The sequence below is a fragment of the Longimicrobium terrae genome, from assembly GCF_014202995.1.
Lineage (GTDB): Bacteria > Gemmatimonadota > Gemmatimonadetes > Longimicrobiales > Longimicrobiaceae > Longimicrobium > Longimicrobium terrae.
Genome location: NZ_JACHIA010000002.1, coordinates 91589 through 113970, shown reverse-complemented (window position 1 = coordinate 113970; position 22382 = coordinate 91589). Strand labels below are relative to the sequence as shown.

The following is a 22382-nucleotide window of genomic DNA, read 5'->3' as shown; positions in this document are numbered from 1 at the left end:
CGCGACCTCCGCGACCCCCGCGACCCCCGCGTGAGGGGCAGTAGAAGCCGGAAGACGCACGGAATCAGGAGCGAACTGCGCGTCGTCTTTGCTGGATGACAAACCGTTATGCGGGCTGCATGACCTCGACGCGGTTGCCGAACGGGTCGGCGACGTAGAAGCGGCGCACGCCGGGGTACCGGTCGTCCCACAGGATCTCGAATCCCGCCGACTCGCAGCGGATGGCGAGCACGTCCAGGTTGTCGACGCGCAGCGCCGGGTGCGCCTTGCGCGCAGGCGCAAAGTCCGGCTCCACGCCCAGATGCACCTCCGCCGCGCCCGACCGGAACCACACGCCGCCGTTGGCGCGCATGGGCTCCGGCTTCTGCACCACATCCATCTCCAGCACGTCGCGATAGAACGCCACGGCCCGCGGCTCCTCACCCGCGGGCATGGCCAGCTGCACGTGGTCCAGCCCCAGAACGCCCATCAGCGGCGGCCGGGGACGACGCCGGACACCCACCGCTCGGGCGAGGTCAGGTATCCCACCACCGTGCCGATGATCGCGCCGGGAACGGCGGCCAGCACGGCGAGAATCTGGCTGTCCCCGGCCTCTTTGTTCGGCGCATCGCTTACGAATTCCGCCCACGTGAACATGGTGAGCCCGGCGGCCAGTCCGCCCACCAGCGCGCCTTTCAGCGTGCGGCTGCGGTGCCCGCGGCTCACCTGCACGGATTCGATGGAGGTGATGGGGATGGCGACCGGCGCCCCGTGCCGCGGCTGCACGAACAGCCGCTCATCGTTGATGGCCGCCACGCGCCCCGTGACGCGAAGGGAATCCATCGCGGTGATGCGGACGCGGCTGCCGGGCTGCACCACGGGGCTGGAGTCCGCGGCGGTCTGCGCGGACAGGTCGGTGGCGCACATCAGCATCGCGCCGGCGATCAGGCCGCGCAGCATGGAAGAACGGCGAGCAATCATGTCTGTCTTGCAGGGAGAGATGTAGAAGCGGATGACGGGAAGGGCGCGGATGCGGAACTCAGCCGCGGGGGCGTCCGGAGCGTGCGAGGCTCATCCCCGCGATCAGCACCAGGAACGGCACCAGGCCGCTCCAGTTGAAGCGGCCGTCACCCCGCGCGTTGTACAGCGCAAGGCACAGCCACACGAGCCCGGCGACGGCGAACACCATCCCGAGCGCGCGGCGAAACCGGTCGTTCGGCGAGACAGATCCAGCGGGCATGGCAGAACTCGGGGTGGATGAGGGTTTGCGGCGAAAAGCGGGCGGCGGGGGCGGATTGCATCACGCTCGCGATCAGTCGCCGGAACCGGGTCGTTCGACTTCTGCCATCAACGGGCTCTGCGGATTGGCCGCGTACCATGCCGCGATGGCGGGCATCCGCGACTCGAATCCGCCGGGGATGAACACGTTCAGCACGCCCGCGCGGTCCGATGAGCGGTTCTCGAACCCGTGCATCACGCCCGCGGGGATGCGGATGAACGTTCCCGCGGGCGCTTCCACATCCTCGCCGGCCACCTGAAACGTCATGGTGCCCTGGATGACGAAGAAAAGTTCCTCGTTGGCCTCGTGAACGTGCGGGTGCGCGCCCATGTGGTTCGCCTCCACCCACCACTCCGAGACGGAGTAGCGTGACGCGGTCTCGCCTTCATCCGCCTTGAACACGGCCCGCACGGCACCGCAGTCGTACGCCCTGCCCTCTCCCGGCCCCAGCACGATCAGCCGGTCAGGACGTTCCTGCGGATCACTCATGAAAGCCGTGGGCTGAGAGGATGCATGGGCCCGCTACGGACGAAGTCGCACGACGACCGCGGTGTCGCCCGCGCTGGCCGTGATGTACAGGTCCCGCCCGTTCAGGACCGCTCCACGGAGCCGTCCAATCTCGCTGACCCGGAACAGGCGGACCGACCTGTCGCGCACGATCACGATGTCGCCGTGCTCGTTCCAGAACAGGGCCTGCCCGTCCAGTTGGGCGGAGCCGCCACGCAGCGCGTGGACGCTTTGCAGCCGGGGCGTAAGGACGTCCCATCGCCCCGCGCGCAGGCGGAACAGCCGCGCTGGATCCGCAAAGCGGTACGGCGGCTCGTCTCCAAACCGCTGAAAATCCCCACCGGCGTAGAGAACGCCACCGGGGAGAGCGACGACGGCGGAGATCAGGCCGCTTGTCTGCTCTCCCTCAGGACGCGGCATCTCTTCCCAGCGGCCTGCATGCGACTTCCGGATGAAGCTCGATCCGGCCGCGTAGACGCCCGCCGCATCGCCGCCGACGACGTGCAGGTCCGTACCCAGGGAAGCCTCGCAGAGAGAGAGCGCCCGAGCATGCAGCGGGTGGAGTTCCAGCGTCCACGAAGCCCCGTCATAGTGCAGAATGGTTCCATGCGTCCCTACCACATACACATCCCGCTCATCCCGGCCCCACATGTCCCGCAGTTGGACCGTCGCTGTATAGTCACTGCAGAATTCCGTGGAGTCCGCGGTGGGGATGTCGTGCTCGCGAAGGGAGCCGCCCTCCGTCCACTGGTACACCCGGCTGCCGGCGACCGCAAAGAAGCTGCTGCGGGAGAATGCCTGCAGCTGCAGGTGCGGGCTGCCGAAATCGGCGGGAACCACCTGCGCGATCTTGAGCCAGTCGCTGCCTCCGGACTCGCCGCGGTACACCGCCCCCGTCATCGTGCTGAGGAACAGCGCACCATCGGGGGAGGCGGCGAGCGCATACGGCGTATCGTCCGGCAGCCGCCAGACGACGTCCCCGTCCCCGAGCGCGAGTACGCTCGCCGTGGGCACCTGCCGGCACGCGCCCAGCAACGCGAGCACCAGGACGGGCAGCAGGCTTCGGGCGCGCAAGGGCATGGGCCACAGGGGGTTGGATGACGAACCGGCAAGGCGGTTCCGCCGGTTGGGCGGACGCCGTTCCGGGCCGGGCATCTGCGCCGCGAACCCGCCGGCCTCAACACGTCCGGCACGCCCGCGCCGTCGGTCGGGCGTTCTCGATTCCGTGCGTCACGGGCGAGGGATGCACGTCGAGCAGAGGCGGAAAACAGGTGGATTACGCCGTCCGAATCTCGCCTGCCCGCCCGTACGGGGCAAGGATGGACGACCGGCCCCGACACCACCTGTGATCGCGCATCCGCCGATCCCGCGTCGGCCCCGGCGCCGTTTTCGAGGCCGTGCGCGCAGTCATCCGGAGGCCGGTTCTGCCCGGTGGATGGCGACCGAAACGCGGCGGAAGCGGATGATGGAATCCGCGCGCGGGCTGAGCGGCCTCCCTGCGGAGGAGGGACGGCGGTGCCGCTCGATGGACAGCGGCTCCGTCCATCGCAGCAAAAAGATCGTGAGCCCGAGAGCTTCAAGATCAGGCAGATAATGATTGGATTCGTTCCTCGCCGATGCTACTCTTGAGCGCGCGGCGGGAGCGCCGCCGTGCGAAGACACCCGCCTTTCAATCCGCTGAGGCCGCCATGAAGAAGCTGAGCCTGAACCTGGAAGCCCTCGTCGTAGAGACGTTTGAGACCACCACGCTGGAAGGCGCCGGCCGCGGCACCGTGCTGGGACGCGCGATCGCCGGCGAGATGTACAACGTGCCGCAGAGCCCGCGGTGCGGCAGTCCGCTGTGCGTGGACACCCCGCTGGCCAGCTGCGACAGTTGCGGCAACTCGTGCGCGGTGAGCTGCAACGGATCGTGCGACAGCTGCGCGGTGACCTGCGCAGCCACCTGTACCGCAAGCTGCGGCGCCGACACCTGTGCCGCCACGTGCGCGCGCAGCTGTGTGACGTGGTGCATCCCCGAGGAAACCATCGCTGCCCAACCGCACGGCTTCGCCTGATATCGTGATCGGGGGCGGCGGATGAACTTCGCCACATCCCTTCCCTGCTATCGGACATGCGACGACGGAGTTCGGGACCTTCACTCCGGACCTCTGCTCATCTCTGACACACGCAGAACCGGCCCGCGGCGATGATCTCGCGGGCCGGTTCTGTCATCCACCGCAGGACGGATCTCTGTCGATGCGAACGCGGCACCACTTTGTCAGATCGCGTTCTTGACAATCTTGTCCAGAACCCATACTCTCCTCTCATGGCACGACCCAGGAGTTTCGACCGTGACGAGGCGCTGCAGGCGGGCGTGGAGGTGTTCTGGCGGCAGGGCTACGCCGCCACGACCACCGATGACCTCGCGCGCGCCATGGGCATCGGGCGGCAGAGCTTTTACGACACGTTCGGCGACAAGCGGCGCTGCTACCTGGAGGCGCTGCGCAGCTACTCCCGCGGGGAGATCGGCCGGCAGATCGCGGTGATGCGCGGGCTGGCCCCGCTGGACGGGCTGCGCGCGCTGCTCCGCGGGCCGGCGGATACGGAAAAGGCGCGGCGCGGCCTCGGCTGCCTGGCCGTGAACGCGTTCACCGAACACGGCGGGCAGGATCCGGAAATCCTCGCCGCGCTCAAGCCCAGCGGCGACCAACTCGAGGCGGCGGTCTGCGACGTCATCCTGCAGGCCAAGACGCGGGGCGACATCGCGGCGACGCTGGACGAGCGCCGCGCCACACGGGCGGTGCTCACCGTGCGCGCCGGCCTCATGGTGCGCGCCAAGGCCGGCGCGTCGTCGACGGAACTGCGCGAGGTGGCCGACTTCACGGTGGACCAGCTCTCCCCCGCCAGCGCCTGACCGGGCGTTGTAGGGGGCGCGAGATGCAGCCGCGAAACGATCACACGGCTGGTTTTGGACTGATTTGTCAAGAATGATGGTGCCGGGCCCTTTCTCACATCCAGTTCCGGAGCACGAAGATGCAACCGACGACCGGGCAGCAGGACGACACACCGCCTGCTGCCGCGGCGGACGCGTATCCGCCCATCCCGCGGGATGATCCGAGCCGCACGCTGGCCATCGCGCGTCCCGAAACCGACGACACGCTGCCGCACGTGGGCATCGGCACCGGCACGTACACGATTCTGCTTTCCGGGCGCGACACCGCGGGACGCTACTCTCTGATCGACATGCTGGTCCCGCCGGGCGGCGGTCCGCCCCCGCACCGGCATGACTTCGAGGAGATGTTCACGGTGCTGGAGGGCGAGGTGCGGGTAACGTTCCGCGGCGAAACGATTGCGCTGCGCAGCGGCGAAACCATCAACGTGCCGGCGAACGCGCCGCATGCGTTCCGCAACGAGTCCGATGCGCCGGCCCGCCTGCTGTGCATGTGCACGCCCGCGGGACAGGAGGAGATGTTCCTGGAAATCGGCGTGCCGGTCGCCACGCGGACGAGCGCGCCGCCGCCGCCCGACCCCGCCCTGCGCGCCGAGGCGCTCGCAAAGGTGCTGGCCCTCGCGCCGAAGTACCGTTCGGAGTTCCTCCTTCCCTGAACCGCCGCGCGCTCCATCTCCGATGCGCGCGTTTCCGCCGCGGACAACACACAGCAGCAGCCAGCCGGCCCCGCGGTGATCACGCCGTGGGGCCGGTTTGCCGTGTTCCGTCGCGCAGCGGGCCCGGCGGGGGCTCGCGGCTTCTACACTGTCCCCGATCGCAGCCCGGCGTGAGCGGATGAATACTTAGGTATTGACCTTAGTAATATCCGGTGCTAGACTCTCCGTGTTCGTTCGGGCAACCCAACCCACCGACCGGTGCTGAAATGGTCCCATCCGCAGTCGCTGACGACGTGTTCTACGCCTTGTCCAATTCCACGCGGCGGCAGGTTCTGGAGAAGCTGTCCGTGGGACCGGCCACCGTCAGCGAACTGGCGGCGCCGTTCGACATGAAACTCCCCTCGTTCGTGCAGCACCTGTCGGTGCTGGAGCGAAGCCGGCTGGTGACGTCGACCAAGCAGGGCCGGGTGCGGACGTACGAGATCGCGCCCGAACCGTTCGCAGTCGCCGAAGATTGGCTAACGGCGCGCCGCAGGCTGTGGGAAGCCCGGCTGGACCAGTTCGACGAATACGTCAAATCCCTCAAGGAAAAGGAATCGGAACCATGAACCAGCAGTTCGCGGCCAATCCCAAGCTCGACATCGTCATCGAACGCTTCATCGATGCACCGGCGCGGCTCGTGTGGGAGGCATTGACCAAGCCGGAGCACCTCAAGGAGTGGTACATGCCCCGGGAGTGGGGGCGCGTGGCGCGAGCCGAGATGGATGTGCGCCCGGGCGGCATGTTCAGCATCGACATCGCGGTGGGAGATGGCGAGCCGTTTCCGAACCTCGGCTGTTTTCTGGACGTTGTTCCCATGGAGCGGCTCGTCTGGACGTCCATGCTGTTTCCCGGCTATCGCCCGGCCGTGTTCGACGACATTCCCATCACCGCCGTCGTGACGATGCAGGCCGAGGGCACCGGAACACGCTACGTGTTTACGGCGCTGCACCGGGATGCAGCCGACCTCGAGAACAACAGGACGTCCGGCTGGCTGGAAGGCACCGAGATCGCCACCGACCAGCTTGTGGCGCTCGTGACCTCGTTGAAGTAGTTCAGGGGCGAGTTCAAGTCGACTGCGCTGAAAAGCAGAACGGCCCGGCGGCGATGCTGCCGCGGGGCCGTTCTGCTCGTCCGTCGTCCAGAGGCCGCCGATGAGCCCTGGTGAATCGTGTGCGGCTGTTTCGACAGTCATTACGCGTCAGAGACGACAATCTCGAACCCCGCGAACGGAGCATGGGCCAGCATCCCCGTAATGATCTTCGGCCGCGCACGGCATCAACGCACATCGAAATTTGCCGGCGGTGATCTGGTTGCAGGGCTCGCCGCGCCCCGCTGGTTACGATGCTGCCCCTGAACATTCCCATCTTACGTTCTCCACCAGAACGTACTTGGGAGTGAGCCACGACGTGCGGTTCGAGACCACCAGTTCATAGCGTCCCGGGCCGGGAAGCTCCACATCCAGCGTGTAATCCGACGTGTTCCGCTCTCGAAAGATTTCGGAGTACGGACCTTTGACCTTGTAGGGCTCGAATTCTTCCGCGGTCAGCACCACGACGTGAACATCCCGGTTGCCGCCACGGAGAACCTGCACCCGTCCTCGCAGGCGGCATGTTCCAGATCCGGTAACGTTCATCCCGAAGTGCTTGTACTGCTCCCCGCCGATCGCCGCGTTCACGTAGCCCGCGACGACACCGCTGGTGAGTTGGGGTCGCCGCACAGCCTCAGGTTCGGGGGGATCTTGGCTGGGCTGATCAGGCCGGGTCGTGTCAGGCCCCGGCGAGGCTACCGTAGGGACAGGCAGCTCCGGAGGTGGCTGGTAGGCAAGAACGATGTCGAACGACTCTGCATTCAAAGCGATCCGCCGCCGGAATACCGTTACCGTATCATTCACTGCGATCTGCAGATCGACGGTATCTTTTCCGGGCAGGTAATCGATCTCACCAAGAGAGAAAGTACCGTTCGCATTCGTCCGGTCACTCAGGCGCAGCAGAGGAATCGACACTGCGACGCCTTCCGCCGGCCGGCCATCCTCAAAGCGAATCCTGCCCATGGCGTCGAAGTTCTGCCGCGTTGGCCCAGGTGCAGGCGGGCCGTTGATCTTGGCGATGTTGTAAGCACCCCACACGATCGCGCCAACCAGGCCGAGGATCACCACCGTAGCGAGAAAGTTACCTACGTACGGATTCAAATCCGGCAGGATTATGAGTACAACGATGAGCAGCCCCAGCAGAGCCAGGACAAAAAACGCGATCCTCTGGACTTCCGGCTCCCGCAGCCAGAAGAGCGTGGTGATCAGGAGCGCAACAACGGCCGAGTAAAGCCCGGCGCCGACAATGCGAGGCGCAAACCGTCTGCCTCCCGATTGCAGCCCCAGCCGCAGTGCGGTTTGCAGAAACTGAAAAAACGGCGCCACGTGGGCGCGCTCCTTATTCTCGGGCGGAGGACGTTCGTGACCCTGATCGATGGGAGGAGGCGCGGCTTTGCCGGGGACGGGTGAGGCGTGTTCTTCAGCCGCGGGCTCAACATTGTCGGCGCGCTGACGATAGAGCACCGGGCGGGAGTGGTCTGGCAGCCCGATGTTGTGGATGGCGTTGCAGCCCAGGGCAAAGGCGTCGTCGATGGTTCTGCCCGCGCCCACCGCGTCATAGAACCCCACCGCGAACTCCACCGCGGCCTCGTCGGCCACCTTGCCGCGCATGCCGATGGCGTAGGGAATGCCCTGGCTGATCGCCTCGGCCTGCGGCTGGGAATCGCACGAGTTGAGCAGAACGCAGCGCAGGTGGTCGGAAAAGCGTGCAAAAAGCTCGGCCAGCGCCTCGGTGCTCACGCGCTGCGTTGCACCCGACTCGTCTTCGAGCGAGATGCCCCGCTGGTTGCCATGTCCGGAGAAATGGATGAATTCAGGCTGGTGATCCAGCAGCGCCCGCCGCAGCCCGCGGGCAGTGACGGTCCATTCGGTCAGAAACTCGAATTCGTCGCGATGGCGCGAACGCAGAAGGCCTTCCTTGATGTCATGAACTTCCTTGGCCAGTTGAAGCTGTGACGTGTCCACCGGGTTGGCCGCCAAGACGAGAATTCTGCGCATTATCAAGTATCTTCAGGAAAAAGGTCGGCGCGGTTCCAGAACCGGCCATGAGTTCATCCCATTGATCTGTATCAAGTCCTGCACGGCACCGCGCCACGGAACATCTGCAATAGCCACACATCAAACCAGCAACTACTCAACGCTTGCAAGCGTCACCTGTGCGAGAAGGCGCAGCGCTTCGTCGTGAAATCATGGACGCGCGCCACAGCCCTGCATCCGAAGGCTGGGCCGGCACCTCGCCGGCCGCGGCAGCCCGCCCGGTCTGCCCATCGGGCTGGCGACACAACGGTCAGGGATGCGGGGGCGCCGCGCAAGAGTCTTGCTCGGCGAATCTGTCAACGAAACAGACGGGCCCGGCGGCAATGAGACGCCGTGGGGCCCGTCGTTCGTGGATCATCCAGCAGACTGGTGACGACCCTGCGGATGCAGAGCTGGCCGGCACGCGCCCCGTGGGCATCTGACGGGCGCACCGCTGCCGGCGCGGCGCGCGGGAGGATCAGTAGTTGGAGAACAGGAGCGTGTTCGGCGAGCCCGTACCGCCGTTCTTGACGGCGCCGGTGGTTGCGTTGGCGACCAGCGCGTCGCGCACCTGCTGCGGCGTGGCGCCCGGATGGCTTGCTACATAGAGCGCCGCCACGCCTGCCACGTGCGGCGCGGCCATGGAGGTTCCGCTGATCGTGTGGGTCGTTGTCGTGCCCGTGTGCCACGCCGCGTTGATGTTTACGCCGGGCGCAAAAATGTCGAGGCAGGTGCCGAAATTGGAAAAGGACGCCCGGGTATCCGTGGCGTCCGTGGCGCCAACGGTAATGGCCGCCGGAAGGCGTGCCGGTGAAAAGCCGCACGCGTCGACCCTGCTGTTTCCCGCCGCAAGGACGTACGTCACACCGCTCGCGATGGACGCGGCGACCGCGTTGTCGAGCATCGCCGAGGCGCCCCCGCCAAGCGACATGTTCGCGACAGCGTTGGGCGCGTGGTTGTGGGTGACCCAGTCGACCCCGGCGATCACCGTGGAGGTGGTGCTGCTGCCGGCGCAGTTCAGAACGCGCACGGCGACGAGCTTTACGGCCTTGGCGATGCCGTAGGTGGCTCCGCCCACGGTGCCTGCGACATGCGTTCCGTGGCCGTTGCAGTCCTGTGCGTTCCCGCCCGGCGTAACCGCGTCGAAGCCCTTTACGGCGCGGCCCCCAAACTCGTTGTGCGACAGCAGAATCCCCGTATCGATGATGTACGCGGTCACGCCGGCGCCGGTGGAGGCGTAGCTGTAGCTGCCGTTCAGCGGGAGTGCGCGCTGGTCCACGCGATCAATCCCCCACGTGGCGCCGCTCTGGATGGTCTGCTCGAACTCCATGGCGTCTGCTTCGATCATCTCCACGCGCGGGTCCGCCAGCAGCGCGTCCCGCGTGGAGTCGGCGAGCCAGCCCGCGAAGCCGTGCAGCACGTCGTGATACACGAAATGGGGCATCACGCCGTGGTCGCGCGCGACGGCCTCGGGGCTGATCCCATCGTGGACGCTGACGATGTAGCTGCATTCGGCCTGGTTGCGGCCGGTCGCAATGTTGTCCCTGGAACAGTGAGATGCACCGCCGGGCGCGGTAACGTCGCCGCAGGCGGCAGCGAGAACGAGCGCGGCCGCAGCGAACGCCGACAGCTTCTTCATGGAGCTTTCGATGGGGAGGAGACGCTGACCCTCTCGCGTGACCGGAGATGGGCCGTGACGGAGACGGATGACCTGGGCGGGATGCGGAGAGTGCCTGCGCGGCAGGGCGTGCGGAAATGCTGGAGCGGGAGCGACACCGGATCTCGGCACCGCGGCGACTCTACGCGTAACGGCACTGACCCGCGAGCGGAACTTACAGCATGGACGCCGCTCGCGCCAGAAAAGTCACGGTGTCCGGGCGGGCTATGGCCCGGCGGGCCGCCGGCTCCGGCTCACAGCACGCCCGCCAATCGACGGCGACGGACCCGGCACTGTCCCAGGTCCGGCGCCGTCGGGTTCACCTACTGCGCGGTGTACCCGCCGTCGGCGCTGAGCAGCGCGCCCGTCATGAACCGGCAGTCATCCGACAGCAGGAACAGCACGGCCCTGCCGATCTCGTCGGGCGTGCCAAGCCGCTGGATGGGCTGGGCCGTCCGCAGGGATGCATGGATCTCCTCCATCGGCGTGCCGCTCTTCTGATGGAAAACTTCCAGCGTGGTCGCCAGCATCGGCGTGTCGATCGTGCCGGGGCAGATGCAGTTGACGCGCACGTTGTAAGGCGCGTAGTCGATGGCGCTGCTCTTGGTAAACTGCCCCAGCGCCGCCTTGCTCATCCCATAGACCGTGCTGGATCCCTTGCCGATGAATACCTGGTCCGATCCCATCAGCACGACATTGCCATATTGCTGCTTCCGCATGACGGGAAGAACTTCTTTCATGACGTAGAACGGGCCTTTGAGATTGATGGACAACACCCGTTCGAACTCTTCGATGCTGGTTTCCTCGATGCCGGCAAACAGATGGACGCCCGCGGCCACGAAGAGCAGGTCGATCCGGCCTTCCTGGTCCACGACGTTCTGCACGCACTGGCGAACCTGGCTGTAATCCTGCACGTCACACGTCTGGAACACGCCGTCCGCCGTCTGCGCGATGTCGAGCACGTGCGTCCGGCAGCCCTCCGCGATCAGCAGCCGCACCACGGCGTTGCCCATTCCGGACGCTCCGCCCACCACCAGCGCCACCTTGTCATGGAACCCGGCCCTCGTCTGCATGGAACGTCTTTTCTTTTGAAAGTTGATGAGCGCACTCAAAGGTGTCGCCCACGCGCGAAGCATTCTCGCAGAACAGGGCGGGACGGCAAGGCCGTCGCCGTATTGACGAGCCGATCACGGCTGCCGGCGGGGGAAGCCGTTGTTCCCGGAGAGCCGAGTCACCGCGGGCGCCGGGCTGGTGCCGGCAACGAAGGTGAGGGACGCGGCGCCGCGGCCACCAGCGCTTGGCCGTGGCGCAGAGGCGCCACAGGGTCAGAAGTGCGGGGCCGGCACACGGCTACGGCAGGAGTTCCTCTGGAGGTTGAAGAAGAGCGCTCCTGGGCTGGATGAACCCCGGCTACGGCTCGTCGGTGAAGGCGTGGACAGAGCGTCGGATCGGCAGAGAGGTGCGGAAGATCGGGTTCATCCTGCTGGCCGGGGCTGGAATGGATTGCCTTCGAGTCTGGAACTCGTCGCGCGCCCTCGGCTGTGGCGCGCGCTGCTCCGGCCGGTGGCACCGATGGTTGCAGGCCTGACACCAGGCTGAGGCGCGCCGGCGCGAGCAGGACCATCAACACGAGTGGTTCTCGAGCGCGGTGTCGGCTGCAGCGCCGGGTTTGGCGGCGGGCAGGAACTCGAGCGGGACGCGATCTTCAAGGTAGCGGGTCCTTGCCTGAAGCGAACTCCTGCCGGGCCTGCATGCCCAGACCGCCCGCGTCGCGCCGCGCCGGGCGAAGGACCAGGGTCCCCGCTCGCCCGGTCCGTAGAAACTGGATTCCAAGCCGCCGGAGAACCACTCCACTTCCGCATCAGGGACCGGGTTCCCAGCTGCATCGGTAGCCACGATGCGGAACACGGCGCTCTCGCCCACGCGAATCCGCCCACCCCGCGGTTCAATCCTGATCCGCGCGACAGGTGGCAGAACGAGGAATTGTACCGAGTCGCGGAGCGTGTCCTGGGCTACCGAGACCCACACTTTCCCCGGCTTGCGAGCCCGCAGGCGTCCCTTGCCATCGACGGATGCAACGCCCGCATCGGAGGAGTGCCAGCGGTACGGCCGCGAATTTTCATCGGCACAGAAGAAATCGTCCGCATCCACCCGTCCAACACGGAGCGTAGCGGCGTCACCCACGACAAAAGGTTCGCTGGATCTCTCCTGCAGGCAAAGCGCTTCGCCCTCCCGGATTGGCAGGCACGAGGCAGCTACACACGCCAGAAACAGAGCAGGGAACAGCTTCATCGAGGATTCGTGCTTGGATGGCCGCGGAGGAACACGAGGGTCGTGGCCGCGGGGACGCGCGCAATCCTTCTGGTCGCTCGATGGATAAGGCCCCCGCATCCACTTCGGCCGCTTCTCAGGCCACGACCGACGTGCGAGCATCTCTGGCTTCCCGATGTGCAAGGTACAGCAGGATCACTCGCAAGCCGATGGCGATGTAGAACATGGAGAGAAAGCTGCCACCCCACCCGTTCGAGAAGTGCCCCCTACCCGCGCGCAAAGCGGATCCCGCCGTCACGGACAGATACAGGAGCAGTTCGCACCCGAGCAGCACAAACCCGCGCCTCGCCGAACCGCGCCAGACAAGGACCGCGCCCACGACGACCGCCCCCAGGCAGAGGTACGCGCCCGCCAGTTGCCACCACGGGCCGACCCCGTAGAAATCGTAGGCGCCCCCAAAGATGAAGTGCGGATTCGCGGCGCTCGCCAGCAGAGTGGCAGTCGCGGCAATCACCAGCAGGCTTCGGCGCATCACGATGAGTGGCAGGCGGGGCTTGATGTCGGCACGGGGCTCAGGAATGCGGGGCCGGCACGCAGGCCCGGTGGCCGGGCCGGGGGCGCAGGTTCAGCGCGGCGCGGCTGAGCCGACGGAATCAGTCTGCGGGGTACGGTTTCGATCCGACGGCGGCACCTGACCTGGCGCGGCGGGGCGCGATGAACGAAGCCGCCCGAGCAGGCGGAGTTCTTCGGGCTGGACGCTGCTCAGGCGAGCCGTTCGTGAACAACCGAACGCAGTCAGCCCCTCAGGGGCGCTTGAATCTGCGTAGAACAGGTACTTACGACCCCGCCACAGGTCCGCTCCACACATCGCCACGTTGCCGGCGGAGGTCACGACAACGGTATCCCGAGCCGGGGGCCCCTTCCAGCTCCTGTCCACCACCACGTCGTAGCGGACGGAGTAGGGATCAGCTCCCGCGAGTGCTTCCCGGGAGGTCACGTAATGCGCGCGGATGACGAGCCCCGTGAACACGGCGCGCGCCGCCCCGTACGCCTGTGGCACCGCGTCCGCGAGCGGCTGGTTGGGATCCCGCATGCAGCTGCACGCCGCGCACGGGGGCGCTGGCGCGGCCGCCGTCAGCAGCAGCGCAGACAGAATCGAGGCAACGACCGGGAGTTTGCGCACCCGTGAAATCTCCGATGTGTGAGCCGCCGAAGAATGCCATCATCGGCGGCGCGGGGCCGGCGCGCAACCTGTCATCCATCCAAAGCACGATCCCGCATCCCACGCAGCCGATGGTCAGGCGGCAGTCGTGCGTCAGGAGCCGGTATCCCCTGCCCTGCCGACCACCGCCAGCAGATCCGATCCGCCGCCGCGGCCCTCGCTTGGCGGCGGAGTCCGCTCAGAGAGGGAGGATGAGCGCGAGAACTCCGGCAAGCGCCACGACGATTCCCCACCGGGCGCGGCCATTCCAGCGGATGTGCTCACCCCGCCAGCTCAGGTACCCGAAGGCAAGAAACGCGAGGAGCAGCAGAGTGACGCCCATCTGGAGCTGTACCCAGCCCGCGGGCTGAATGCGTGCGAGCCAGGCGGCCGCGACGGCCATGAGGGCCGCACACCCCGCGTAGGACAGGGCCAGGTGACGAGGGTTGGCGGCCGGCCGGGTAAGATAGGCGTGGATGCTTCTGTTCATCTCAAAAACGCTCGCGGGGGGGGGATGAATTTCTGCGGACATGAGGATGCTGGCCCGGATGCCTGATTACGCCAGGGATCAGCGGTGCGTGGTCGCCGCACACGCCTTCGTCTGGCTGAAAGCACGCGGGAGCCCCGCGACTCCCAGCAGAAGATCGTCGGATGGATGGCCAGCGCCTATCCGCCGGTAAACGTGGACGGACGTGGTCGCGCACCAGGGCCAGGCCGCTCTTCAGGGGACGGGACAGCCGGCGGCGCAAAGCACCGCCGGCCAGCCTTCGTTCCGAGGTCAGCCGACACCAGAAGGTCACACCAGTCTCAGCAGCCCCGCAACCCGTTGCTGAACGGCGTCGCGTCGGCCTCCGCCACCTTCAGCGCGGCCCGGTGCACGCGATCGCGCAGGTGGTCAAAGCCTGGCTCGCCGAAGCCCGGCAGCTCGGTCACTGCAAGTAGTTGCTCGACCGCGGGTGCCGCCTCGGAAAGAAAGCGCGCCCGCACTTCGCCGAGGACAAGGGCGGATGCGTTCGTGACGGCCATGGACCGCTTGGTCGAGAAATCCGCCATAGGTTTGTCAGCCGCCTGCGAGGCAGGATGATGCGATGCAGTGAACTCGGGCGGGGGCGGCACCATTCCATCCCGTCGGACGGGAAGGGCGTTGATGGGGCATCCTCTATCGCCCGGGGCATTGCTTCAGGCAATCGGCATCGCCTTAGCTGGTGTGATTGGGCTCCGTGCCCGCCCCGACATGCAGACGCATGCCGTAGATCAGGTGGCCCACCTCGGTTTCTCCAAACCAGGCGGCACCCGGCAAGAAACCCCATTGCTCAAAGCCTTGACGGACTATCAACGATTGGCTGGCTTGGTTCACATCGAGCACGAGCGCGAAGAGCGCTCGGAAATCCAGTCGCGCACAGTCTGCCACAGCGTGCTTGATGAGCGCGGCCGCGATGCCGCGTCGCCGGTAAGCGCTGTCCACATAGTAACTGATCTCCGCCGTGTGGCGGAACGCGGCGCGACCGGGACGGTAGGCACTCAGTGAGCACCAACCTGCCACATGCTGGTCACTGACGGCCACGTACAGTGGATAAGTCTCCGGACCATGGCTCTCGAACCAGCCTTGGCGAGACTCGACAGAGACGGGTTCTAGGTCTCCCGTCTGGAAGCCCGCCAGCACTGCCTGATTGTAGATGCCGACGATCGACGGGAGATCGAGTGCAGCCGCGGTTCGGATCAACATGGATCGATAGCAGAGGGGTGATGGGAGAAGTGTAAGCGACCGCTCGCAATCGGATCGCTACGTACAGACAGGGTGCACCCGCACGGGCGGTTCACGCCATCGCTTGCGCTGACCTCTCACGCTCCCGAAATGGCTTCAGCCAATCCTCCGCATCCTGCTCCGCCGCTCGCATCTGCTCAAGAGAGACGGGGCGGCGCCTCAGGCTCTCGTGCCAAGTCAAGAACGCTTCCTGGATATCGGTCGCCGCCTCGGGATTGTCGGCGAGGAGGAGCGCGTGGTAGTTGCGCCGCGTATCGGTATACACGAACATCACGTGCTTGCGGTCAAAAACGAGCACATGCATGCCCCACTGCCAGATGGGCGCCCCGCGAAGGTTGAAAAACCCATTGCGGGCGGCGCCATGGTTCAGCGACTCTCTTTGCGTTCTGATCCAATCTCTGTACTCTTCCACCTGCTCCATGATCTGTCTTTGCGGCACCTGTTGCTCGTCATAAAGTGCGGCGAGTTCGGAGGGAAGCAGGAAGTCGATGTAGCGCGTGACGGCGAACCGGTCGTCGCGGAGCTTGTCACTGAGGGTGTTCTTCCACCTGGCCAGCTTTGTTTTCGCGACCCTTTCCCGCACCTCTTCACTTGCGTCCGCGTTGATGAGATTGATCCCTCCATAGTAGTCGAGACGATCTTTGCTATCCAACAACAGCGAAGCGGCCTTTTCCAGTACTTCATCCGGGGTGCGAAGGTACTCCACCTCAGTCTTCCGCTTCATGGCATCGACCTGGCTCTCCAACTCCTGCGCGCGGTCTTCCATTGCCCGCGCGCGCCGGTCCATGGCACGCATCTGCCGCATCGTGGCGTAACCGGCCGCGGCGAGGCTGACGATGGTAACGGCGATTGCAACCCGCCACCACCCGATTGCCTCTTTGAGTTGAAACAGGTTCGCTGCGTTTCCCGCGACGATGGCGACCGCGCTCGATGCGGCCGCAGCGATGATCCACGCTGTACGGAGGAGTGGCTTGTTCTCAACGTTCGACATAAAATCCGCATTGATCAGGTAGGAAGGAATAGAGCATCAAATATGAAGAGCAACGCACCCCAGGAACTCGCGCGTCATCTTAACGACGCCTTTTACCGGAGGCTGCCGAGCAGTATACATCATGAATCCACACTCATCAAGACTTTAATTCGTGTATTCCCCTTGGGTAGTACTAAGGTGCAACCCCGCGGAATAACGGGCGCTGGCGCGGATCAGACGGCCGCGGCATAATGACAGCTCCGCCGATTGACATCACATCCGGCACACTGTCATGCTTAACACGATCAAGTCAAGGACGGACACGGTGAGCATTCTCCTCTTTCTTGCTATCGGGCTGGTGGCGGGCGTGCTTTCGGGACTCTTCGGCATCGGAGGTGGGGTGCTGATCGTGCCTGCATTGCTCCTGCTGGCGCGCATGCCACCCGCGACGGCGACGGGTACTTCTCTGGCGGCACTCCTGCTTCCAGTCGGGGCGCTGGGCGCGTGGCAATACTACGAGCACGGCAATGTAAACGTGGTCGCTGCCCTTTTTATCGCGCTGGGGCTCGCGGTGGGGGCGTACTTCGGCGCAAGCTACGCGCAGGGCATGTCGCCGTTAGCACTACGGCGCGCGTTCGCAATCTTCCTCTTCCTGGTGGCTTTCAGGATGTGGTGGGGGGATGAAGGCCGGCCCGCCGCTCCAACGTCCGCGGAGAGCCCCGCGCAAGTGTCTTGAAGGCACGGCCGCTTGAGCACGATGCATCGGCCCCTGTTGGGTCCGAGTCACGGGACACCGTTGCCGTAACTGCAGGTCCGGGGGCTATACGCAGGTTTCCCGCACACGTTTTCTGGCTCTTACATCAGCAACATGCCAATATACCCACCCATGGCAAAGATGGACGAGGTGCTGCAGTGTGGATCTACTTCGACTAGATAAAGTCGGTCCGCTGGGCCGAGGCTCATGTGTCCCCGGGCGAGCGGGATACGCGGAGAAGCTGCAAACGGCACAAGGAACGGTGCACGCGCGGTCCAGCGACGGATACATGGGTGCGTGGACACCCAGTGAAAGCGCTTCTCCGGAGTCGTTGTGCCTGCCGGAAGTCATTCGCGACACGCAGGGGTGCTGACACCCGCGCCGTCACTCACCGAAGCTGCCTTGCGACGCAGGAACTGCACGCCCCGCACGACGAGTTGGGATGGCCTGCCGTGTCCCGGGAGGCCGTGGGGCGTCTCGTAGGCGGAACCGGGGTAGGCGATGAACACACGGCAGCCGCGGGTGATCCTCCCCGCAGCGCCCGTGTGTTCATCCTCTGCGGCATGCCCCGCTGCTGATCAGCGGCCGGCGGATGTCCATTCGGCGCATCGGCCCTGTTGGGCGGCTCTTCCAAACGCTTCAACGTTTCATGCGACGACCCGCGCCTCAATGTTCTCCGCAAGCGACAGCGCCGCATGCTGGGTTCTGGATCGACCGAACAGGTGTAGGCGCAGGACTGCTATGCCTCCTTGTACGCGCGCTCCAACGCGGCCACGTCGAGCTTCACCATCGTCATCATGGCCTCCATTACGGCCTTGACCTTTGCGGGGTCCTTGTCGCCGACCAGCTCCATGAACCGCTTCGGAACGATCTGCCACGAGAGGCCGAACGGGTCCTTGATCCACCCGCACGCCGTGGGCTCCGCGCCGGCGCTGACGAGCTTGTCCCAGTACTCGTCGACCTCGTTCTGGTCCTCGCAGTCCACGTAGAGCGAGAATCCTTCTGAGAAGCTGAAGTACGCCCCCCCGTTGTAGCCCATGAACGACTGACCTCCGACGACGAACTCGGCGGAGGTGATGGGGCCGTCCTCGCCGGTGCGGGCGACGTTCCTGATCTCGGAGTCCGGAAAGGTGGAGGTGTAGAACTCCATCGCCGCTTCGAGCTGGTCGTTGAACATCAGGAACGGGGTCACCTTCGTCATCGGAACTTGTCTTCTCTATGGGGGATGATGGTAATCGAAGATTCCCAACGCGCCGCGAGCCGGTGATAAGTCCCACCCGGAGGTACGCGACGGTCGTGTCTGCCCAACAATGCCAAGCGTCACGGGTGCGGGGCCGCATTGCAAAGCCTGTGTCCCTGCCGAAAACTTGGCCGGCCCCGCACTCGCTGCAGCCGATGTTAGGCGCGCGAACGACGGCACCCACCAACACCGAGAGGCGTACCGCAGGTGGGCACCGCCGGGTACAGGAGACACTCTGCACCCGGAGTTCTCCTCACTCCATCAGTTTCGCTGAGTCCAGCGCCGCTAAGGCCCGCGCCTTCAGTGGGGACTCGTCGTCGGTCCGTCGTACCACCTCGATCGCCTCACGCAGTTCACTGCGGAAAAACTCACCACCGCCTTCCACTAGCGCAATAAGCACCTGAAGGGCTGCCTCTACGTTGAACGGATTGCCATGGCGGATGCTAAGATGGAGCCACTCAATACACTTCTGGACAGCTAACGTTGGACCCCGTTTTCTCAGACTTTCAACCTCCTCTTCGAGTAGGTCGATTTTCAGCCCGGTGAACTCGTGATCCAAGTTGTTCAGTTTCCTAGCGATCGGATTCAGCGCAAACGTCGCTGCCAGTTCAGCTTCCTTCCGTACGTCGTCCCTTAGAGCCGGCAGCGCCTCCTGAACCTGAGTCCGCAAGAATCTTAGCTCTTCAGTGAACTGATCCTGCTGGCGGCGTGCTTCTTCTCGCAGACCTGTATCCAAGGCGCGAACCTCCTGCCTAACTGCTACAAGCATTTCCTCCCTGATTGCGTTCTTGTCCCGTTCGTAGAGACGGAAATTCACCCACCAGCCTGATGCAAGGAGTACTGCCGCAAGGGTGAATACACCCCCCAAAGCCCAGTACACCGTGTTCAACAGACTTTCGTCGTACTCACGCAGGATCTCAATTTCTTTCCTCTGAAGAAGTACCAATGAATCGGTACTAGCGAGCGCACGAATGCCCGGCTGTCCCGTGTCGCGCTGAGTAGTAGCAGTTCTAGCCCTGGTCGTTGAGGATGCCTGACCACTTCCGGCGGCGGGGCACCCAACCAAAAAGTAGAGCAGTAGCGCGATCATCGCGAGTTTTGTTGACATTCAGGCCTTTCAGATGTCGGTCCCGGAGGATAAGAACTCTTTCCCCACTGCTTCTCGCCTGCCCTACGCATGCAGAGGCAAGTGAATCTAATACTCAGACAAGTGGATGAGCGGGGTGGGATCAAGTACAGAGATCTTGAGGGAACTCGCGTCCTATGCGGACCGCCGAACAACGCAAAAGGTCAGGAATGCGGGACCGCCGGGCAACACTTTCCTCTGCCCACAGGGTGCGAGGCTCATCCGCTGCACCCGACCGCCAGGCCGCGGGCGGTGAGATAGGGTAGCCGAGCGGCGGATGGGGGTTAGTGAGCCGGGATGAGCGAGTTACAAGCAGAGCTAGCCGCGTAGGCCGGCACTGAGCAGCAGGCCCAGCAGCGCGCAATTGATCGCCACGGTCGCCCAGAATACTACCTGGAACTCCAATTTCCGAGTCTTGTGTCGCACTTGATCTTGAGCGAGAAGTCCTCCAGGCCAGCCGCCGAGCAGGTCGATCAGGTGGAGTGTCCGTTCTATGGTGCGCATCCTGCCAGCCTGAGCAGCATTCTTGTCATGGCGGTACAGCAAAAAGGCGATACAGCTCAGTGCGCCGAAGCCTGTCGCGACCGCCGGCGCGATCAGCGCTGCAGCCCATCCGGCCACCAAGGCGCCGAAAGCCACGATGGCAGCCGCCGTTCGCCATCCCGCCCGGCCGGTCTGCCTGTTCTTCGCCATCGAGACTGTCGCCGATCGGTGGGGAGTCGCGTAATGGACAGAGGCCGGGGGTGCTGGGCCACACGCGCCCATCCTCTACGCCAACAAGATGAGTGCGGTACCTGGCCTCACAAACCAGCCGAAGCGTTCTTCTTCCGGAAATAGCGAACGTTGAAGACGATGGCCAACACTACCGCGAGAGCCTCAGACGCGGTGGAGAAGAAGACAACGGCCCCCATGCCACAGCTGCCTTCAAACGCGGATCCGAACCAGGAGCAAGGAACAACGTATAGTGCCGCGAGACCGAGAGCGGCCGCGGTGACCGCGGCCAGCAAGCAAAGCCCCACTGCAACGGCGACTGACTTGAGCATGTTGGTCGGCAACGATCATACGGCAGGGGGTGGGGTCGCGGGACCGCAGAACATGGGTTCGTGAGCCTGACGATACAAGAGTCAGGGGTGCGGGGCCGGAGTGCAGGCCTTTCCTCTGTCCGAACGTGTGCAAGCCCGGCATCCGCCGCAGCCGATGATCACTCCACTGACTGCCTGCCGGCCAGGATGGTGAGGCTTCCGTCCAGGTCAGGCGCGCGGGGTCGCCGCGGCGGAGCCTGCCGTCCTTACGCCAGACGCACGGATACGCTCGTGGCGAAACGGACGAACCCCAGTGCATGAGCGATCCGCACCGACGCCGCGTTCGCATCGAGCGTGCGGTATTGGGCAACGAGCCCCCGCTGCACCGCCGCCCGCGCCGCGGCGCCCACGGCGGCACGTCCGAGCCCGCGGCCACGGTACGCCGGGGCCGTCACGATGGCGAGATGGGCGATGCAGCCATCCCACACCTCGTATCCCGCCAGGGCGGCGAGCCTCCCGTCGACGAACACACCGACCGCCGTCCCCCCCGCGATGTCGCTCCCGCCGTGCTCCCACTCCTCGGGCGAGCAGGCCGCCTTCAAGGCCTCCACCCAGGGCGCGTCGTCACCCGTGAGCGGTCGCGTCGCAGGCTCGGCCGGCCCCGCCACGCTGTCGGCATACCCGATGAAGGCGGGGCCGATGACCTCATGGGCACCCAGGTCCGTGAGCGCGGCGAGCAGCGCCGCCGGGCGCGAGACGGACGCGGGCGTCCACGCAGCCACGCGCGAGGCGAGCGCCTGAACCAGGTGGGGCGGTGCGGAGACGACGGGGGCGCCGCTCATGAGGAGGATGAACACGCCGCGATAGTCGCGGAGCCGAGCCTGATGCGAGAGGAGCAGAGGCGCGGGCGGCCGCAGTTCCCCGGGCTCACACCCGAGAAAGCGAGCCCAGTAGCGATCCACGACGTGTGTTGCACTGCCAGATAGCATCGCGGGCACCTGTCGGTACAAGGGGTCAGGGGTGCCCGAGGGCGCTAGAAACCTGCCCGGCGCTCGGCCGAAAGCAGGAAGCGCCCCCGGTCGCCTGCATCCGCTCGTCAGCTGCCCGCGCGCCGGTAGTGCATGGCGACCGCGCCGTTGCGGAGCGGCGTGGACGAGACCAGCTCGAGCCGTCGCGTGCTGGACAGCCCGCTCTGGTACAGGGTGGGGCCGTGACCGGCGATCCGGGGCTGGACGAGGAACTTGTATTCGTCGATCAGATCCAGCCGGTCCAACTCGGTCGCGAGCTTGCCGCTGCCGAGGAGCACGCCGGCAGGGGTCGCGGCCTTGAGCTGCTGCACGCTCGTGCGCAGGTCGCCGGTGACGTGATGGCTGTTTGTCCACGGAAAGTCGGTTCGCGTCGACGACACCACGTACTTCGGCTTGGTCTCCAGCTTGACCGCCCACTCGCGGATCGCGGGCGGCGCATCCTCGTCGCCGCGGGCGACCGCCGGCCAGTAGCCCTCCATCATCTCGTAGGTGACGCGGCCCCAGAGCATCGCCCCGCCCTCATCCATCATGCGGGTAAAGAAGGCGTGTGTCTCGTCATCGGCGATTCCCTCCTGGTGGTCTACGCAGCCGTCCAGGGTGACGTTGAGGCTGAAGGTCAGAAGTCCCATGTGAGTTCGATTCCGAGTTGGGTGTTCCGCTGGATGTCGCTTGTCGACGAGTACCTGGCAGCGGCGAACGCCACAAGGGTCAGGGCGCGCGGGCCGCCGCGCAAGACTCTCATAACGCCCGACGGCATGTACGACTCTACCCTGTGGCCGATTGGCACGCGACGGCGGCGGACTGCAGGATGCGGCGTCTGACCGAAATCGTGGCGTGGCTGCTCTACCAAACG

The 22382-nt window shown here is 65.4% G+C and carries 26 protein-coding genes; 6 read left to right on the top strand and 20 right to left on the bottom strand.

Features of this window, described 5'->3' with window-relative positions:
• Nucleotides 1-106: 106 nt before the first annotated feature.
• The 5 genes from HNQ61_RS04095 to HNQ61_RS04075 all read right to left on the bottom strand — a co-directional run bounded on the left by HNQ61_RS04095 (nucleotide 107) and on the right by HNQ61_RS04075 (nucleotide 2845).
• Nucleotides 107-469: a VOC family protein gene (locus HNQ61_RS04095; protein ID WP_170038041.1), complete on the bottom strand. Its 363-nt coding sequence runs from the start codon at nucleotides 467-469 to the stop codon at nucleotides 107-109.
• Nucleotides 469-960, bottom strand: coding sequence for a hypothetical protein (locus HNQ61_RS04090; RefSeq protein WP_170038043.1), 492 nt, complete (start codon nucleotides 958-960; stop codon nucleotides 469-471). The genes HNQ61_RS04095 and HNQ61_RS04090 overlap by 1 nt, the downstream gene beginning before the upstream one ends.
• 58 nt (nucleotides 961-1018) lie before the next feature.
• Nucleotides 1019-1219, bottom strand: a complete 201-nt coding sequence (locus tag HNQ61_RS04085; RefSeq protein ID WP_170038045.1) for a hypothetical protein — start codon at nucleotides 1217-1219, stop codon at nucleotides 1019-1021.
• Nucleotides 1220-1291: 72 nt separating this feature from the next.
• On the bottom strand, nucleotides 1292-1747 hold the full coding sequence (locus HNQ61_RS04080; RefSeq protein WP_170038047.1) for a cupin domain-containing protein: 456 nt from the start codon (nucleotides 1745-1747) through the stop codon (nucleotides 1292-1294).
• Nucleotides 1748-1780: 33 nt separating this feature from the next.
• Nucleotides 1781-2845: a hypothetical protein gene (locus tag HNQ61_RS04075; RefSeq protein ID WP_170038049.1), complete on the bottom strand. Its 1065-nt coding sequence runs from the start codon at nucleotides 2843-2845 to the stop codon at nucleotides 1781-1783.
• A 608-nt stretch (nucleotides 2846-3453) separates the two neighbouring features.
• On the opposite strand from HNQ61_RS04075, the gene HNQ61_RS04070 reads away from it, so the two are divergent.
• From HNQ61_RS04070 to HNQ61_RS04050, 5 genes are all read left to right on the top strand, one after another.
• On the top strand, nucleotides 3454-3819 hold the full coding sequence (locus HNQ61_RS04070; protein WP_170038051.1) for a hypothetical protein: 366 nt from the start codon (nucleotides 3454-3456) through the stop codon (nucleotides 3817-3819).
• Between the two features lie 251 nt (nucleotides 3820-4070).
• On the top strand, nucleotides 4071-4658 hold the full coding sequence (locus tag HNQ61_RS04065; RefSeq protein WP_170038053.1) for a TetR/AcrR family transcriptional regulator: 588 nt from the start codon (nucleotides 4071-4073) through the stop codon (nucleotides 4656-4658).
• 119 nt (nucleotides 4659-4777) lie between these two features.
• Nucleotides 4778-5350 carry a cupin domain-containing protein gene (locus HNQ61_RS04060; protein ID WP_170038055.1) on the top strand — a complete coding sequence of 191 codons (573 nt, stop codon included), beginning with the start codon at nucleotides 4778-4780 and terminating at the stop codon, nucleotides 5348-5350.
• Between the two features lie 266 nt (nucleotides 5351-5616).
• Nucleotides 5617-5958 (top strand): ArsR/SmtB family transcription factor, encoded by a 342-nt coding sequence (locus HNQ61_RS04055; protein ID WP_170038057.1) that lies wholly within the window; start codon nucleotides 5617-5619, stop codon nucleotides 5956-5958.
• Nucleotides 5955-6443 (top strand): SRPBCC family protein, encoded by a 489-nt coding sequence (locus HNQ61_RS04050; RefSeq protein ID WP_170038059.1) that lies wholly within the window; start codon nucleotides 5955-5957, stop codon nucleotides 6441-6443. Before HNQ61_RS04055 ends, HNQ61_RS04050 begins: the two co-directional genes overlap by 4 nt.
• Nucleotides 6444-6728: 285 nt before the next feature.
• Here HNQ61_RS04050 and HNQ61_RS04045 read toward each other — a convergent pair whose 3' ends face one another.
• The 9 genes from HNQ61_RS04045 to HNQ61_RS04005 all read right to left on the bottom strand — a co-directional run bounded on the left by HNQ61_RS04045 (nucleotide 6729) and on the right by HNQ61_RS04005 (nucleotide 16380).
• A complete protein-coding gene (locus tag HNQ61_RS04045) occupies nucleotides 6729-8477 on the bottom strand; it encodes a CHAT domain-containing protein (RefSeq protein ID WP_170038061.1) in 1749 nt (582 codons plus the stop codon).
• A 496-nt stretch (nucleotides 8478-8973) separates the two neighbouring features.
• Complete coding sequence (locus tag HNQ61_RS04040; RefSeq protein ID WP_170038063.1) at nucleotides 8974-10134, bottom strand: S8 family peptidase; 1161 nt, start codon at nucleotides 10132-10134, stop codon at nucleotides 8974-8976.
• Between the two features lie 341 nt (nucleotides 10135-10475).
• Entirely contained in the window at nucleotides 10476-11225 is a 750-nt protein-coding gene (locus HNQ61_RS04035) for an SDR family NAD(P)-dependent oxidoreductase (RefSeq protein ID WP_170038065.1), read from the bottom strand.
• A 550-nt stretch (nucleotides 11226-11775) separates the two neighbouring features.
• Nucleotides 11776-12444, bottom strand: a complete 669-nt coding sequence (locus HNQ61_RS04030) for an Ig-like domain-containing protein (RefSeq protein WP_170038067.1) — start codon at nucleotides 12442-12444, stop codon at nucleotides 11776-11778.
• A gap of 115 nt (nucleotides 12445-12559) precedes the next feature.
• Entirely contained in the window at nucleotides 12560-12955 is a 396-nt protein-coding gene (locus HNQ61_RS04025; protein ID WP_170038069.1) for a hypothetical protein, read from the bottom strand.
• 868 nt (nucleotides 12956-13823) lie between these two features.
• Nucleotides 13824-14114, bottom strand: a complete 291-nt coding sequence (locus HNQ61_RS04020) for a hypothetical protein (protein ID WP_170038071.1) — start codon at nucleotides 14112-14114, stop codon at nucleotides 13824-13826.
• A 317-nt stretch (nucleotides 14115-14431) separates the two neighbouring features.
• Complete coding sequence (locus HNQ61_RS04015) at nucleotides 14432-14650, bottom strand: hypothetical protein (RefSeq protein ID WP_183685507.1); 219 nt, start codon at nucleotides 14648-14650, stop codon at nucleotides 14432-14434.
• Between the two features lie 172 nt (nucleotides 14651-14822).
• A complete protein-coding gene (locus HNQ61_RS04010; RefSeq protein ID WP_170038075.1) occupies nucleotides 14823-15350 on the bottom strand; it encodes a GNAT family N-acetyltransferase in 528 nt (175 codons plus the stop codon).
• A 91-nt stretch (nucleotides 15351-15441) separates the two neighbouring features.
• Nucleotides 15442-16380 (bottom strand): hypothetical protein, encoded by a 939-nt coding sequence (locus HNQ61_RS04005; RefSeq protein WP_170038077.1) that lies wholly within the window; start codon nucleotides 16378-16380, stop codon nucleotides 15442-15444.
• A gap of 271 nt (nucleotides 16381-16651) precedes the next feature.
• Between HNQ61_RS04005 and HNQ61_RS04000 the strand changes: the two genes are divergently transcribed.
• Nucleotides 16652-17095 (top strand): sulfite exporter TauE/SafE family protein, encoded by a 444-nt coding sequence (locus HNQ61_RS04000; protein WP_170038079.1) that lies wholly within the window; start codon nucleotides 16652-16654, stop codon nucleotides 17093-17095.
• A gap of 757 nt (nucleotides 17096-17852) precedes the next feature.
• Here the strand turns inward: HNQ61_RS04000 and HNQ61_RS03995 are convergent.
• The 6 genes from HNQ61_RS03995 to HNQ61_RS03970 all read right to left on the bottom strand — a co-directional run bounded on the left by HNQ61_RS03995 (nucleotide 17853) and on the right by HNQ61_RS03970 (nucleotide 22158).
• Nucleotides 17853-18314 (bottom strand): VOC family protein, encoded by a 462-nt coding sequence (locus HNQ61_RS03995; RefSeq protein WP_170038081.1) that lies wholly within the window; start codon nucleotides 18312-18314, stop codon nucleotides 17853-17855.
• A gap of 292 nt (nucleotides 18315-18606) precedes the next feature.
• Nucleotides 18607-19461, bottom strand: coding sequence for a hypothetical protein (locus HNQ61_RS03990; RefSeq protein ID WP_170038083.1), 855 nt, complete (start codon nucleotides 19459-19461; stop codon nucleotides 18607-18609).
• Between the two features lie 336 nt (nucleotides 19462-19797).
• Nucleotides 19798-20172 carry a DUF1294 domain-containing protein gene (locus HNQ61_RS03985; protein ID WP_205761960.1) on the bottom strand — a complete coding sequence of 125 codons (375 nt, stop codon included), beginning with the start codon at nucleotides 20170-20172 and terminating at the stop codon, nucleotides 19798-19800.
• Between the two features lie 107 nt (nucleotides 20173-20279).
• A complete protein-coding gene (locus HNQ61_RS03980) occupies nucleotides 20280-20534 on the bottom strand; it encodes a hypothetical protein (protein ID WP_170038087.1) in 255 nt (84 codons plus the stop codon).
• A 233-nt stretch (nucleotides 20535-20767) separates the two neighbouring features.
• A complete protein-coding gene (locus tag HNQ61_RS03975) occupies nucleotides 20768-21358 on the bottom strand; it encodes a GNAT family N-acetyltransferase (RefSeq protein ID WP_170038089.1) in 591 nt (196 codons plus the stop codon).
• Between the two features lie 239 nt (nucleotides 21359-21597).
• Nucleotides 21598-22158 carry a dihydrofolate reductase family protein gene (locus HNQ61_RS03970; protein ID WP_170038091.1) on the bottom strand — a complete coding sequence of 187 codons (561 nt, stop codon included), beginning with the start codon at nucleotides 22156-22158 and terminating at the stop codon, nucleotides 21598-21600.
• Between the last annotated feature and the right edge of the window lie 224 nt (nucleotides 22159-22382).

Coding starts and splice junctions, on each gene's coding strand:
- HNQ61_RS04095 (WP_170038041.1), bottom strand. CDS start 469: ATGGGCGTTCTGGGGCTGGACCACGTGCAGCTGGCCATGCCCGCGGGT.
- HNQ61_RS04090 (WP_170038043.1), bottom strand. CDS start 960: ATGATTGCTCGCCGTTCTTCCATGCTGCGCGGCCTGATCGCCGGCGCG.
- HNQ61_RS04085 (WP_170038045.1), bottom strand. CDS start 1,219: ATGCCCGCTGGATCTGTCTCGCCGAACGACCGGTTTCGCCGCGCGCTC.
- HNQ61_RS04080 (WP_170038047.1), bottom strand. CDS start 1,747: ATGAGTGATCCGCAGGAACGTCCTGACCGGCTGATCGTGCTGGGGCCG.
- HNQ61_RS04075 (WP_170038049.1), bottom strand. CDS start 2,845: ATGCCCTTGCGCGCCCGAAGCCTGCTGCCCGTCCTGGTGCTCGCGTTG.
- HNQ61_RS04070 (WP_170038051.1), top strand. CDS start 3,454: ATGAAGAAGCTGAGCCTGAACCTGGAAGCCCTCGTCGTAGAGACGTTT.
- HNQ61_RS04065 (WP_170038053.1), top strand. CDS start 4,071: ATGGCACGACCCAGGAGTTTCGACCGTGACGAGGCGCTGCAGGCGGGC.
- HNQ61_RS04060 (WP_170038055.1), top strand. CDS start 4,778: ATGCAACCGACGACCGGGCAGCAGGACGACACACCGCCTGCTGCCGCG.
- HNQ61_RS04055 (WP_170038057.1), top strand. CDS start 5,617: ATGGTCCCATCCGCAGTCGCTGACGACGTGTTCTACGCCTTGTCCAAT.
- HNQ61_RS04050 (WP_170038059.1), top strand. CDS start 5,955: ATGAACCAGCAGTTCGCGGCCAATCCCAAGCTCGACATCGTCATCGAA.
- HNQ61_RS04045 (WP_170038061.1), bottom strand. CDS start 8,477: ATGCGCAGAATTCTCGTCTTGGCGGCCAACCCGGTGGACACGTCACAG.
- HNQ61_RS04040 (WP_170038063.1), bottom strand. CDS start 10,134: ATGAAGAAGCTGTCGGCGTTCGCTGCGGCCGCGCTCGTTCTCGCTGCC.
- HNQ61_RS04035 (WP_170038065.1), bottom strand. CDS start 11,225: ATGCAGACGAGGGCCGGGTTCCATGACAAGGTGGCGCTGGTGGTGGGC.
- HNQ61_RS04030 (WP_170038067.1), bottom strand. CDS start 12,444: ATGAAGCTGTTCCCTGCTCTGTTTCTGGCGTGTGTAGCTGCCTCGTGC.
- HNQ61_RS04025 (WP_170038069.1), bottom strand. CDS start 12,955: ATGCGCCGAAGCCTGCTGGTGATTGCCGCGACTGCCACTCTGCTGGCG.
- HNQ61_RS04020 (WP_170038071.1), bottom strand. CDS start 14,114: ATGAACAGAAGCATCCACGCCTATCTTACCCGGCCGGCCGCCAACCCT.
- HNQ61_RS04015 (WP_183685507.1), bottom strand. CDS start 14,650: ATGGCCGTCACGAACGCATCCGCCCTTGTCCTCGGCGAAGTGCGGGCG.
- HNQ61_RS04010 (WP_170038075.1), bottom strand. CDS start 15,350: ATGTTGATCCGAACCGCGGCTGCACTCGATCTCCCGTCGATCGTCGGC.
- HNQ61_RS04005 (WP_170038077.1), bottom strand. CDS start 16,380: ATGTCGAACGTTGAGAACAAGCCACTCCTCCGTACAGCGTGGATCATC.
- HNQ61_RS04000 (WP_170038079.1), top strand. CDS start 16,652: ATGCTTAACACGATCAAGTCAAGGACGGACACGGTGAGCATTCTCCTC.
- HNQ61_RS03995 (WP_170038081.1), bottom strand. CDS start 18,314: ATGACGAAGGTGACCCCGTTCCTGATGTTCAACGACCAGCTCGAAGCG.
- HNQ61_RS03990 (WP_170038083.1), bottom strand. CDS start 19,461: ATGTCAACAAAACTCGCGATGATCGCGCTACTGCTCTACTTTTTGGTT.
- HNQ61_RS03985 (WP_205761960.1), bottom strand. CDS start 20,172: ATGGCGAAGAACAGGCAGACCGGCCGGGCGGGATGGCGAACGGCGGCT.
- HNQ61_RS03970 (WP_170038091.1), bottom strand. CDS start 22,158: ATGGGACTTCTGACCTTCAGCCTCAACGTCACCCTGGACGGCTGCGTA.